The organism is Arthrobacter sp. BGA-UO-ETr-C19 (assembly GCF_059568005.1).
The window spans coordinates 67064-79169 of sequence record NZ_JCAQPC010000006.1 but is presented as its reverse complement, the minus strand read 5'-3'; the positions used below and the strand labels follow the sequence as shown (position 1 = coordinate 79169).

The window sequence follows — 12106 nt, the reverse complement described above, 5'->3', positions numbered from 1 at the left end:
TTACGATTTGAGTTCCGGGGCTTTCGGGCCCGCCCGCAGCAGCCGAAGGACACCATGACAGCCCAGAATGCTTCCTCGCCGCCACGGGCCGCCGTGGTGGTCAACCCCGCCAAGGCCGTGGGCGCCGACCTCCGCGCCTCGCTGGTCCGGCTGTGCGACACACAGGGCTGGGCCGAGCCGCTGTGGCTGGAAACCACGGTTGAAGACCCGGGCGTAGGCCAAGCCCGCGAGGCACTGGAGGCGGGGGTCGACGTCGTGATTGCCGCCGGCGGCGACGGTACCGTGCGGTGCGTGGCTGAGGTGCTGGCCGGCACCGAAACGCCGATGGGGCTGGTGCCGCTGGGAACGGGCAACCTGCTGGCCCGCAATATGGGCGTGGACATTACGGATCCGGTTTCCGCCGCGTACGACGTCCTGAACGGCACCGACCGGACGATTGACGTCGCCAGGTCCACCTTTGACGGGTCCGACGACGAGAACGTCTTCCTCGTGATGGCCGGCGTAGGCTACGACGCCGCAATCATGGCGGACACGGTGGACGCGCTGAAGGACCGCATGGGCTGGCTCGCCTACGTCGAAGCCGGGATCCGCAAGCTCCCGGGGAAGCCGGTCAGGGCCACCATCACGGTGGACGACAAGCATCCGGTCAGGCGCCGGATCCGCAGTGTCATGGCCGGCAACTGCGGCCAGATCATGGGCGGCATCGAGATTTTCCCCGAGGCGAAGGTCGACGACGGCGTCCTGGACCTGCTGATCCTGGCACCCCGCGGGCACTTCGGCTGGCTGGGCGTTGCGGCGGGCATTTTCGGCCGCAGGAAGAACAGGAAGGAATCCGCGGAGTACTTCCAGGGCAAGAAAATCGAGGTCACCCTGGAGGACGAGGAAGAGTTCCAGCTCGACGGCGACCACGTAGGCGCCGTCAGGCAGCTGTCCATTTGGGTGGAGCCCGGGGCGCTCAAAGTCCGGATGTAGACCCGATCCGGGTGTAGATCCGCTCCGGAAGCAGAGCGCCCCGGGCTTGGGAGTGCCGGGACCTGTCCTATTTGAACAGGTGCGTCAATCCCCGAGGAGCCGGCCCCACCTTGGTGCGAGCAAGGGTGAGCCGGCAAGTTTCAGGCAGTGCCACAGCGTCACGGCCACCGAGTCCAGGACCGGTACGCCCGTGCCGGCCTCGACTTCGGCCGCGATGTTGGCGCCGTACAGGTTGGTGCAGAGGTAGATCAGTGCATCCGGAGCATCGGCCGCGAGCTCCAGGGAGCCGGGACGCATTTCATCATCGGTGACCCGGGCGAAGGACTCGTTGTCGCTCAGGCCCAGGCAGCGGTGGCTGACGGTTTTGATGCCGTCCCGCTCATAGGACCTGATGATGGCCTCGTTGACGTCCTCCGTGTATGGCGTGAACAGGCCGATCCGCTCGGTGCCGAAGGACCGGAACGCATCGAGGTATGCGAGCGTGGACGTCGTGGCGGGGATGCCGGTGGCGTCCGTGATTTCAAGGACGAGATCGCGGTCGTGCGCGGACCCCAGCCACGATCCCGAGGTGCCGTTCCAGGCGATCACGTCCACGTCCGCCGTCGCCAGCAGCCTGGCGGCCTCGCGCATGACGGCGGGGTCGAACTGCCTGTCCGACGAATCGTCCAGCGCGATCCGGGTGACCGGGATCCGGGTGAAGTGGATGGTGACGTCGGTGCGGTCACCCAGGATGCGGTAGCTCTGCGGTTCCAGGCAGGTGTTGGAGGACGGCACGATCATGCCGATCCGGGTGGGGCGGACAGGCGGGGTGCGGAAGGGGGAAGTCTGGCGGTTCAACGCGTGCTCCTAGAGGGTCGCGGCGGACAGGTCGGCAGCGGCGGCAAGGTGTTCCCGGAACCCGTTCCGGGGAACGAAGCGGCCCACCGCGCCCGGATCGTGGAAGCCCTCCCGGTCCAGCACCACGCGGCCCGCGGAAACCACGACGGCGGGCCAGCCGGTCAGCGTGCGGCCGTCAAACGGCGAGAAGTCAGTTCCCATGTGCAGCGCGCCGCCGTCCACGGTCCGCTGAACTGAAGGATCAAAGAGCACCAGGTCGGCGTCGAAGCCCTCGGCGATGGACCCCTTGCCGGGCAGGGCGTTGATGCGGGCCGGTCCGGCGGAGAAGACCTCCACGAAGTCCTCCACGCTGCTGCCGGCTTCGGCCATGGCCGTGAACGTGACGGGCATGCGGGTCTCTACTCCCGGGAGGCCGTGCGGCATGGCGCGGACGTCGTCGGTGCGTTCCCGCTTCTGGGTCAGGTCGTAGCAGGAGTGGTCGGAGGACACGGTGTGGATGGCGCCGCCGGCCAGCCGTTCCTTGAGCGCCGCGACCGTTTCCGGGCTGCGCATCGGCGGGCAGCAGGCGTACCACTCCGGGAACGCCGAGCCGTACACCGTGTCGTCGAGCGTGAGGTAGTGCGGGCACGTTTCCGAGTAGGCCTCCTGGCCGCGGGCGCGGGCCTCGGTGACCAGGTCGACCGCCCCGGGCGTGGACTGGTGGACAAAGTACACCGGGGCCTTCGTGTACTGGGCCATGGCCAGGGTTTCCTTGACTGAGGTTTCCTCTGCGAGCTCGGGGCGCGTGCGGTGCAGGTGCTCGATGCCGATCCTGCCGTCGTCGGCGTGCTGCGCCGTGCAGTCCGCGATGATGGGGTCGTGCTCGGCGTGGATGTACGTGAGCCCGTCCAGCCGGACCATTTCGCGCATCACCTTCAGGATGGTGTCCCCGTCCGCCATGGTGGTGCCGCGGTTGGTGGTGTACATCTTCACGGAGCGGACACCCTCGGCGGCGAGCTGTTCGAGCTGCCACGGCACGGTCTCGTCCCAGCTGACCACGGATCCGTGCAGTGCCACATCGCAGCGTGACTCCTGCGCCAGTTCCTTCTTGTTGAGCACGGCCGCAAGCGGGGTTTCGCGGGCGTCGCGGGGGATGCCGAAGTCGATGATGGTGGTGGTGCCGCCCCACAGGGCGGCGGTAGAGGTGGTCCGGTAGTCGTCCAGGGTCCGGAACCGGCCGGTTACCTGGGCCACGTGGCAGTGCCCGTCCACGCCGCCGGGGATCACCAGCTGGCCGGTGGCGTCGATGGTGCGTTCGGCGTCGGGCACGGGCTCGGTGGCGTCGACGAGCTGGCTGATCTTGCCGTCCACCACTACGATGTGGGCGTGCCGGCGGCCAAAACTGTTGACCACGGTGCCGTTGGCGATGATGAGTTCTGGGATGTGGGACATCGTTGTCCTCCTGACTGGGAAGCTGATGGGAATGGAAGCTGCTGGGACTAGCTGGGCGAAGGCGCCGCGGCGTTCGACGCCGTCTGGGCGGCCGTCAGGGCGGCGTCGAGGTTTTTGGACAGGCCCTTGCGGGCCTTGACCGGAGGGGGAGCGAACGCGCCGGCCCGATGCGGGCCGGACTGGAGCCCCACCACGGCCTCCGCCATCCGGATGCCGGCGGAGATGCCATCCACCACGGGAACGGGGATCTGACCCTGGAGTTCCCGGGCCAGCCCCGCCAGGGGCGCTCCGGCGAGGATGACGACGTCGGCCCCGTCCTCCGCGACGGCCTGCCGGCTCAGTGCCAGGAGGGTTTCCTGGAAGTCCTGCTGCACGGAGCCGATGGCGTTCAGGGTCTCGTTGATGGAGCGGATGGAGGCCAGCCGGCCGCCGAGGCCGAAGCGCTCGACGCAATCCAGGTACCAGGGCCGGATCCGGTCGGAGATGGCGATGATGGAGAAACGGTGCCCCTGCAGCGCAGCGGCGCAGAGGGCTGCCTCAGTGATGCCGATGACCGGCACGTCAGCGAGTTCCTTCAGGGCCGGCATGCCCGGGTCCCCGAAGGCGGCGACAACGACGCCGTCCACCTCGCCGGTGTATTCGGCAATGATTTCGGCGACGGCGCCGGCCGCGATGAGTGATTCAAAGCGCGTTTCGATGTATTCGACGCCGTGCCCGGCGGTGCGGACCACCAGTTCGGTGCCCGGGGAGGCGGAGCGCCGGGCCTCGGACTCGATCAGGGCGGTGACGTCGTCGCTGATGTTGGGGTTGATGACAAGGAGTTTCATTTTTTCTTCCGGTGAAGGTCGGGTTCTGTTTTCTGGAAGTCGTCGGGGAACTGTTCGCGGTATTTGCCGATGTGCGACGCCGACTGTGCGGCGGCACGGTCGGGATCGCCGCTGGCAATGGCGCCGTAGAGTTCCCGGTGTTCCTGGATCAGTTCGGGCAGGTCGCTGACGTGGCGGAACAGCCAGTGCATGCGGCCCTGCAGCGGTTCGAGGGCGGATTTGAGGAAGCCGTTGTCCGCGATCCGGGTGATGGCGTCGTGGAATTCGCTGTTGGCCCGGTGGGCCTCCATGACGGCGCCCTTGGCGAGGCAGCGTCCGGCCTCGTCCAGCAGCCCTTCAAGATACGCGAGGTCCTCGGGTGTTGCACGGACGGCGGCCAGGCGGCAGGCCAGCACCTCCAGCGACTGGCGGACATCGAAGAGATCCTCCACGTCCTTGGGGCTGAGCGAGCTGACCTCCGCGCCGCGGGCACCCCGGTCGCTGAGGAGGCCCTCCTGGCGCAGCATCCGCAGCGCCTCGCGGACCGGCAGGCGGGAGACGTTGAATTCGGCTGCCAGGTCGCGTTCCACGAGCCGTGTGCCCGGAGCGTAATGCCCTTCGAAGATCCTGGTGCGCAGCGTGTCCCGGACAGTCTCGCGGAGGGGACGTTCCTTGTTCTGGGTTTCTTCTGCGGCAAGCATGGTGCTCCATTCGTGGTGTTTTAGAGACTCTATGTCCTCGGCGGCTTCCATCTCTGCTCAGTCCGCCGGATCTGGCCTGGACCTGAATCGCGGGGGGCTGAAGCGGCCAAACTCCCGTTCAAGGGCGCCCGCGACGGCGAGTACTTCGCGGTCGCGGTACGGCCTGCCCACCACCTGGATGCCCACGGGGAGACCTTCGCTGGAAAGCCCGCAGGGGACAACCGCCACCGGGAAACCAAGGATGCTGATGGCGCGGCAGCAGGATCCCAGCTCCGTCCATGGGATGTCCTTGCCGCTGACGTTGAAGGTTCCGGTCCGCGGATCCGACGCCGGCAGGCTGGCCACAGGCAGCAGCAGGATGTTGTGCTCCTCCATGAACCCCAGCACCTGTGCGCGGATCGCATCCCGCTCCGCAGCGGCCTTGCGGTAGTCCGCCACGGTGCTGGATTGAGCGCCCAGCAGGGAGTTGCGCAGGCTGCTGCCCAGCTCGTCTTCGCGCCCTGTGGCAAGCTCCACCACTTCAGGCATTCCCTCGGCCGTGCGAAGAGCCACGAAAGCTGCCGCCGCCCGGTCCAGGCCTGGCGGCCTGCCGTGCTTCGTCGGAACACCCAGGCCCTCAAGGGCGTCCGCGGCCCGCCGGACGGCAGCGACCAGGTCGTCCCGGACGGGGTGGGTGCCCTCGTCCTCGAACCAGGCAGTGCTGATCCCGGCCAAGGAATCCACCGGACCGCCCAGGGGCACCGGCACGGTGGAGGGATCGACGCCGTCCGGCCCGGCGAGGATGCCGAGTAGTACGCCCAGATCCTCCACACTCCGGGCCAGCCACGCCACGGTGCCGAGCCTGTGCAGGGCAGACATCGAGTTGGGTGCGGGGAGGCTTTCTCCGGCCGCTGGCACCACGTACGGCAGGAGCCCTGTCTCGGGCACCAGTCCGACGGTGGGCCGCAGGCTGGCCAGGCCCGTGCAGTGGGCCGGCCAGCGGATGGAGCCGCCGAAGTCGGTGCCGAGCCCGAAGGCACTCATGCCGGAAGCCACGGCTGCGCTGTCGCCGCCGGTGGAACCGCCGGACGTCAGGCCCGTGTCCCAAGGATTCCAGGTGTCACCGAAGAGCGGGTTGCGGGTGTGTGTCTCAACCGCGAACTCCGAACAGTTCGTCTTGCCCAACAACACCGCTCCTGCCTCCTGCAGGCGCCGGACCGCCGTCGCTGACTGCTCGGGAACGTAAGCCCCCAGAAGAGGGCTTCCCGCCGTCGTGCGCAGGCCCTTCGTAGCCAGGGTGTCCTTCACCGTGAACGGCACTCCGTGTAAGGGGCCCAGCGACCTTCCCCCCGCGGCAGCCCTGTCCGCGGCGGCAGCTTCCCCAACGGCCAGCGGGTTGAGCGTGACGATGGCGTTCAGGCGGGGGTTTTCCTCGGCGATCCATTCGAGGTGCAGTTCCAGGCATTCTGTCGCCGTCAGGCGGCCCTCCCGCAGGGCATTTGCCCATTCGGTCATGGAAAGCCGGGCCAGTGCCTCCTTGTCCACGGAGGTCCCGTCCATGGACGTCTTGTCCACGGTGGCCTGCACTGAAGGCAGGGCGGTGTTGTTCATGTCCATGATCCTTATCGTGTGGTGCTGGCCGTCTTGCCGGCCTCGTTCATGGTGATCTTGGACGTTTCCTTGGCGACGTAGACGCAGAACACCATGAGCAGCAGCGCGGCGGACAGGTAACCGGCCACGGCGAAGCCCGAGCTGGTCAGGACGATCAGCTGGATGGCGATCAATGGGGCAAAGCCACCGCCGAAGACGCCGGCGAGCTGGAAGCCGACGGCGGAGCCGGTGTAGCGGATCTTGGTTGCGAACAGTTCCGGGATGAACGAGGCCACCGGGGCGTACATGGCCGCAACGATCACCAGGCCGATGGCGGGGGCGATGAGCACCAGGAACGGATCCTTGGAGTTGAGCATCGCAATGAACACGAAGCTGTAGATGATGCCTGCGACGGCGCCGCCGATCATGACGGGCCTGCGGCCCACACGGTCCGAGAGCGCGCCGAACAGCGGGATGCTGATCATCTGCGCAACAGCCGAAATGGTAGATGCGGCCAGGGCCAGGCTCTTGGGCAGGCCCAGGTGTTCGGTTCCGTAGACGAGGACGAACAGCGCGAAGATGTAGAACGCGATGTCGCTGCCGATGCGGGCACCGACTGCCAGGGCGAGCTGCTTCTTGTAGTGCTTGAAGACGTACAGGAGTGGAGCTTTGACTTCTTCCTGCTTCTTCTCAGCGGCCTTCTGTTCCGTCTCTTCGAAGATCGGCGATTCCGCGAGCTTCAGTCGGATGTAGAGGCCGATGGCAACGAGCGCGAAGCTGATCAGGAACGGGATCCGCCAGCCCCAGGCGAGGAAGGCTTCCTTGGAGAGGGCCGAGGTCATGAGCGTGAAGATTCCGGTGGCCAGGAGCAGGCCCGTGGGCGCGGCGGTCTGGACAAGGCTGCCGAACAGCCCGCGCCGGCCGCTCTTGTCCGACTCGGTGACCATGAGGGCGGCGCCGCCCCATTCGCCGCCGATGCCGATTCCCTGCAGGAAGCGCAGGCTGACCAGAAGGACCGGAGCCCAGACGCCGATGTTTTCGTAGGTGGGCAGGAGCCCGACGGCGGCACTGGCCAGGCCCATCAGGAGCAGCGTGGTGACCAGGACGTTTTTGCGGCCGATTTTGTCGCCGAAGTGGCCGAAGATGGCGGCGCCCAGTGGCCGCACCACATAGCCCACCGCGTAGGTGGCCAGGGCCAGCAGAAGGCCGGTGGCCGGTTCTGAACCTGGGAAGAAGAGGATGGGGAAAACGATGGACGCTGCCGTGCTGTAGGCAAAGAAGTCGTAGTACTCAAGCGTGGTGCCGACGAAGCTTGCGGCAACGACCCTCTTCATTGAGTTCCCGCCGCCCTTCTGTTTGGCGTCGGACACGGAACCGCGGGTTTGGGAGTTGATCGACATGTGGCCCTCCTGGGCGATGCGACGGGGTGATTGGACCGGGTTGGGTTGTTGAGTTGAGGACGTTGTCCTCGTGTGCCGGTTTGGGATCCCAAATATGACGGTAGGTTGTGCGTGAGCCGATGTCAATGGTTTTGGGATCCCAAACAGGGGGTGGGTGTTGCAGGGGTGGCTCGGCCGCTTTAGACGGGCAGGCGCTTGTTGTAGTTCAGGGTGAGCACGGAGACCCCCATGATGATGGCGGATCCCACGAAGTAGAGGAGCGCCCAGGTGTAGGAACCGGTGGCACCCACGATCAGGCCGACGGCGATCGGGGTGACAAACCCGGAGATGTTGCCGCTGAAATTCATGGCCCCGCCGAGGACGCCGGCGTTGGTGCGGCCGCCCAGGATGGACGGGATGCTCCAGAACAGGCCCACCCAGCGGAGGAAGAACATCACCACGGAGAGAAGGACGACGGCGGTGGTCGGGTCGGCGACGACCGTCACCCCGACGAGGCCGCCCACCACCACGACGCTGGAGATGCCCAGCAGTGTCCGCATGACGCGGTTGGCCGAGGCTCCGGACGCTCGCCACTTGTCGGCGATGGTGCCGCCCAGGATCTCGCCGACGAAGCCGGCCCCGAAGATTACGAAGGTGGACCAGCCGATGGTTTTCAGGTCGAAGCCCTTGGCCTGGGCGAGGTAGAGCGGGCCCCAGGTGAGCAGGCCGTAGAACACGCCGTTGAAGCCCAGCCAGCCAAAGCACATGGCCCAGAAGGAGCGGAATTTCAGGTAGGGGAGCAGTGCCCGCTTGCCCTTGCTGCCTTCCTTCTCGGCTTCGGCGTCCTCCGCGGCATGCGAGGCTTCGATGTAGTCGGCTTCGGCGGCGTTGACCCCGCGGTGCTGGCGCGGGTTGTCGCGGACATACCACCAGACGGCCAGGCCCATCAGGACAGTGGCGGCGCCGGCGATGACGAAGGAACTGCGCCAGCTGCCGGTGGCGGCAATGAGGCCGGCGATAAGGATGCCGCCCAGGCCGGCGCCGAGGGGAGCACCGGCGTCCAGGATCGTGGCGCCGCGGCCGCGCTCCGACTTGTGCATCCAGATGGCATTCAGCTTGCCGCCGGCCGGCATGACGCCGGCTTCGGTGACGCCGATGCCCAGGCGGGCAATGAACATGCTCAGGAAGCCGCCGGCCATGCCTGAGGCGGCGGTCGCAGCACCCCAGCCCACGCAGGAGGCTGTCATGACCTTGCGCGGCCCGAATTTGTCGATCAGCAGGCCGACCGGGATCTGCATCAGGGCATAGGTCCAGAAGAAGGCGGAGAGCAGGAGGCCCACGAGCTCCGGGGGGAGGTTGAATTCCTTTTGGATGATGGGCAGCGCCACCGAGATGGAGCCGCGGTCGATGTAGTTGACGGAGACCAGGACGAGCAGCAGCAGGAAGAGTTTCCAGCGGACGCTGGTGCGCCGTTGCACGCCGTCCTTGCCGGGCTCGGTGCCGCGGGATTCGGTGGATTGGGCCGGGGTTGTCACTGCTTCAGTATCTGGAAGAGACACAGCTTCTCCTTTGCGGGAAGGGTGCGGACAGGGGATGGGGGATGAAGTGGGGCGGTGCGGCCGCGGTTTGGCGGGAATCTTCGGGCTGGCGGTGGTGGGTTTGGGCCAGCAGAGAAGTCCTGCGGTTTGGGATCCCGCTTTGGGATCCCAAACTCAAGGTAAAGAGTGGCGTGGGACACTGTCAAGGGTTTTCGGAGATGATGTCCGTGGCCCGCGAAAAAACGAATTGTGACAGCGGTTCAAATGGCAAAAGCATCGAAAGGGAGAACCGAATGAAGACGGTCCGACTTGGAAACTCCGGGCTGGAAATCAGCGCCGTTGTCCTGGGCATGATGAGCTACGGTGATCCGGGGAGGGGTCGCACGGGTGGAGCGTGGGCCTCGATGACGCCAGGCCGTTCGTGCGCCGCGCCTACGAGGCGGGCATCACCACGTTCGATACAGCAAACGTGTACTCGGCTGGCTCCAGCGAAGAGATTACCGGCACCCTGCTCAAGGAACTGGCCCCGCGTGAGGAGGTCCAGATCGCCACCAAGGTCCACGGCCGGATGCGCCAGGCCCGCAACGGGGCCGGGCTCAGCCGGGCAGCGATCTTGCACGAGATCGACGCATCCCTCACCCGGCTTGGCACCGACTACGTGGACCTGTACCAGATCCACCGCCATGACCCGGTGACTCCCGTCGAGGAGACGATGGAGGCCCTGCACGACGTCGTTAAGGCAGGAAAGGCCCGCTACATCGGGGCGTCCAGCATGTGGGCCTGGCAGTTCGCCCGGATGCAGCATGTGGCGGAGCTGCACGGCTGGACCAGGTTCGTGTCCATGCAGGACCAGTACAACCTCCTGGAGCGCGAGGAAGAGCGCGAAATGCACCCGTTCTGCCAGGCAACCGGCGTGGGTGTCATCCCCTGGAGCCCGCTGGCGCGCGGAAACCTGACCCGGCCGTGGGGTGCCGCCGGATCCGGGACCCGGAAGGACACGGACGAGTTCGGCAAGGGCCTGTATAGGCAGGACGAGGACGCGAACAGGGCAATCGTCGACGCAGTCGCCGCCGTGGCCGACGAACGTGGCGTCCCGATGGCGCAGATCGCCCTGGCGTGGAGCGCGGGCAAGTCCGCCGTCACCGCCCCCATCATCGGGGCGACGAAGGAACGCCATATCGACGACGCCGCTGCCGCCGTCGGGCTTGACCTGACCGAATCGGAAGTCCGGCGCCTCGAAGAAAGCTACACGCCCCGCTACCCCTCGGGGTTCTGACGGTCCGGCCTCCCGGCTGCCGGATGAGGATAAGTCTGCGGCTGAGGGGTACGGGTCACTACAACACCGGATGCAAGGCGTTGAGGGACCGAGGAGGATCGGCGATGGCACAGGCTTCTTTGCTGGAGAGAATGAAAAGTCAATGGCACGGGCTTGGGGTTGGCGTGTACGCGGCTGCCTTGGTGATCGTGGTTCTGGGACTCTGCGGCGTCGCCGGCGTTCTCCTCCACCTCCCGTGGCTTTTCCCAAGCCTCGGTCCTACGGTGATGCTGTTCTTCGAATCCCCTGAGCAGGAGGCCTCGAGGCCGGTCAACGCACTCGCTGGCCACGGCATCGGACTGCTGGCGGGCGCCCTGTGCCTTTACGCCTTCGGATTGCAGGACCAGCCCTCGGCTCCCGTGGGTGGACTGACGCCGCTGCACGTGATCAGCGGAGCCGTGTCGGTGGCGCTGACAACGCTGGTGCTGTCATGGATCGGCATGCCTCATCCGCCAGCGGGAGCGACGACACTGATCATCAGTCTCGGCATCCTCACCACGCCGGCCCAGCTGGTGTCCGTCGCCGCGGCAGTGGTCATGACCACCCTCATCGGCTGGGGTCTGAACCTGATGCTGGGGACCCGCCCGGCGCCGAAATGAGCCCGGGTCCTTGAGCCTCCCGGGATCCCTGAGCGTCCCGGTGCGCCAGGATTTCGGCGAGCTCCGCGAGCCGGTGGGCACGGGCCGATTCGGCCGGCGTGAACGGCTCGCCGGGACGGAAAAAGGTGATGGGTCCGTGCCAGGCGGTCGGGATCTTCAGGACGGTCCCGGCGTCGTTCGTTTCACTGCCGTGGCGGGCCGATTCGCTGCCGGGATCGAGGATCCTGGCGGACAGCAGTTCCGCCACGGCGAGCGGAAGCTCTCCCGGTGTGGCGGCGATCCGTGCGGCCAGGCTCAGGGCCTTGGTCTGCCCGTCGGCCATGGCCAGGGCAGTTGTGGGCCAGACCTGCGTGCTCCGTCCGCCGCCGTCCGCCAGGGCCTCCAGCAGCTGGCGCTCGCTGACCTCGCCCGGGGCGGACAGGACGAATTCATCCATCACCCCGCCCCGGACCGGATGGACGTGGATGCCCAGGATGTTGGTGTCCAGCAGCGCCAGGGACCTGGTGATCCGCTTGAGGGAGCCGGGCTCGTCGCGGAGCACCGTCCGCGCACGCCACAGCGCCGGTGCCGTACCAAGGCGCCGCCGGTGCCGGAGCGCTGGTGCGTGGAGCCAACGCCGCAGGATCCGCGCCGCGGAGGGCTCGGCCACCCAGATCACCAGGACAGTGGCCGTCAGGGTCAGGACCAGCACCTTGGCCAGGTAGGGCAGATGCGTCTGCACCACCAGCGCGTGCACCAGCAATTCGATTGGGAGCATGACGGCGACATTGGCCACCGTGAGGCGGGTCTTGGTGGGCTCGGGCATCTGCCCGCAGACTTCGCAGCTCAGATCGGCCGCGGCGGGGGGCGGGTTGTGGCGGCCCGGCGTGCGGGGCTTCGGCGCATGGGGCTTCATGGTGCCAGCCTGCCCGGCCGCTGTTACGGCAGGATTGCCCCCGCGTTCCGATCCCGCGAAACAT

The 12106-nt window shown here is 67.0% G+C and carries 10 protein-coding genes and 1 pseudogene; 3 read left to right on the top strand and 8 right to left on the bottom strand.

The genetic code is table 11. The features are described 5' to 3' along the window. Nucleotides 1-54 precede the first annotated feature (54 nt). Entirely contained in the window at nucleotides 55-972 is a 918-nt protein-coding gene (locus AC57BR_RS01385) for a diacylglycerol/lipid kinase family protein (protein WP_496358003.1), read from the top strand. An 84-nt stretch (nucleotides 973-1056) separates the two neighbouring features. Here the strand turns inward: AC57BR_RS01385 and AC57BR_RS01380 are convergent, their stop codons facing one another. The 7 genes from AC57BR_RS01380 to AC57BR_RS01350 form a co-directional block, all read right to left on the bottom strand. After that, nucleotides 1057-1752 (bottom strand): maleate cis-trans isomerase family protein, encoded by a 696-nt coding sequence (locus AC57BR_RS01380; RefSeq protein ID WP_496358114.1) that lies wholly within the window; start codon nucleotides 1750-1752, stop codon nucleotides 1057-1059. Nucleotides 1753-1818: 66 nt separating this feature from the next. Beyond that, nucleotides 1819-3240, bottom strand: coding sequence for an amidohydrolase family protein (locus AC57BR_RS01375; RefSeq protein ID WP_496358002.1), 1422 nt, complete (start codon nucleotides 3238-3240; stop codon nucleotides 1819-1821). A gap of 47 nt (nucleotides 3241-3287) precedes the next feature. Then, the gene (locus AC57BR_RS01370) at nucleotides 3288-4067 is read right to left on the bottom strand and encodes an aspartate/glutamate racemase family protein (protein WP_496358001.1); all 780 of its coding nucleotides are present in this window, start codon (nucleotides 4065-4067) and stop codon (nucleotides 3288-3290) included. Beyond that, nucleotides 4064-4747: a GntR family transcriptional regulator gene (locus AC57BR_RS01365; RefSeq protein ID WP_496358000.1), complete on the bottom strand. Its 684-nt coding sequence runs from the start codon at nucleotides 4745-4747 to the stop codon at nucleotides 4064-4066. Before AC57BR_RS01365 ends, AC57BR_RS01370 begins: the two co-directional genes overlap by 4 nt. 57 nt (nucleotides 4748-4804) lie before the next feature. Next, nucleotides 4805-6337, bottom strand: coding sequence for an amidase (locus tag AC57BR_RS01360; RefSeq protein ID WP_496357999.1), 1533 nt, complete (start codon nucleotides 6335-6337; stop codon nucleotides 4805-4807). 11 nt (nucleotides 6338-6348) lie between these two features. Continuing rightward, a complete protein-coding gene (locus tag AC57BR_RS01355) occupies nucleotides 6349-7716 on the bottom strand; it encodes an MFS transporter (RefSeq protein ID WP_496357998.1) in 1368 nt (455 codons plus the stop codon). A 179-nt stretch (nucleotides 7717-7895) separates the two neighbouring features. Then, nucleotides 7896-9254 carry an MFS transporter gene (locus AC57BR_RS01350; protein WP_496357997.1) on the bottom strand — a complete coding sequence of 453 codons (1359 nt, stop codon included), beginning with the start codon at nucleotides 9252-9254 and terminating at the stop codon, nucleotides 7896-7898. A gap of 272 nt (nucleotides 9255-9526) precedes the next feature. Between AC57BR_RS01350 and AC57BR_RS01345 the strand changes: the two are divergent. Both AC57BR_RS01345 and AC57BR_RS01340 read left to right on the top strand, forming a co-directional pair. After that, nucleotides 9527-10509, top strand: a pseudogene (locus AC57BR_RS01345) (aldo/keto reductase). Nucleotides 10510-10640: 131 nt separating this feature from the next. Next, nucleotides 10641-11147: an HPP family protein gene (locus AC57BR_RS01340; protein WP_496357996.1), complete on the top strand. Its 507-nt coding sequence runs from the start codon at nucleotides 10641-10643 to the stop codon at nucleotides 11145-11147. Here AC57BR_RS01340 and AC57BR_RS01335 read toward each other — a convergent pair. Then, nucleotides 11095-12042, bottom strand: coding sequence for an amino acid-binding protein (locus AC57BR_RS01335; protein WP_496357995.1), 948 nt, complete (start codon nucleotides 12040-12042; stop codon nucleotides 11095-11097). The two genes, AC57BR_RS01340 and AC57BR_RS01335, sit on opposite strands and share 53 nt — an antisense overlap. Nucleotides 12043-12106 lie beyond the last annotated feature (64 nt).

Excerpts from the sequence above, each read along its gene's own strand:
- AC57BR_RS01385 (WP_496358003.1), top strand. The coding sequence starts at position 55 with ATGACAGCCCAGAATGCTTCCTCGCCGCCACGGGCCGCCGTGGTGGTC.
- AC57BR_RS01380 (WP_496358114.1), bottom strand. The coding sequence starts at position 1,752 with ATGATCGTGCCGTCCTCCAACACCTGCCTGGAACCGCAGAGCTACCGC.
- AC57BR_RS01375 (WP_496358002.1), bottom strand. The coding sequence starts at position 3,240 with ATGTCCCACATCCCAGAACTCATCATCGCCAACGGCACCGTGGTCAAC.
- AC57BR_RS01370 (WP_496358001.1), bottom strand. The coding sequence starts at position 4,067 with ATGAAACTCCTTGTCATCAACCCCAACATCAGCGACGACGTCACCGCC.
- AC57BR_RS01365 (WP_496358000.1), bottom strand. The coding sequence starts at position 4,747 with ATGCTTGCCGCAGAAGAAACCCAGAACAAGGAACGTCCCCTCCGCGAG.
- AC57BR_RS01360 (WP_496357999.1), bottom strand. The coding sequence starts at position 6,337 with ATGAACAACACCGCCCTGCCTTCAGTGCAGGCCACCGTGGACAAGACG.
- AC57BR_RS01355 (WP_496357998.1), bottom strand. The coding sequence starts at position 7,716 with ATGTCGATCAACTCCCAAACCCGCGGTTCCGTGTCCGACGCCAAACAG.
- AC57BR_RS01340 (WP_496357996.1), top strand. The coding sequence starts at position 10,641 with ATGAAAAGTCAATGGCACGGGCTTGGGGTTGGCGTGTACGCGGCTGCC.
- AC57BR_RS01335 (WP_496357995.1), bottom strand. The coding sequence starts at position 12,042 with ATGAAGCCCCATGCGCCGAAGCCCCGCACGCCGGGCCGCCACAACCCG.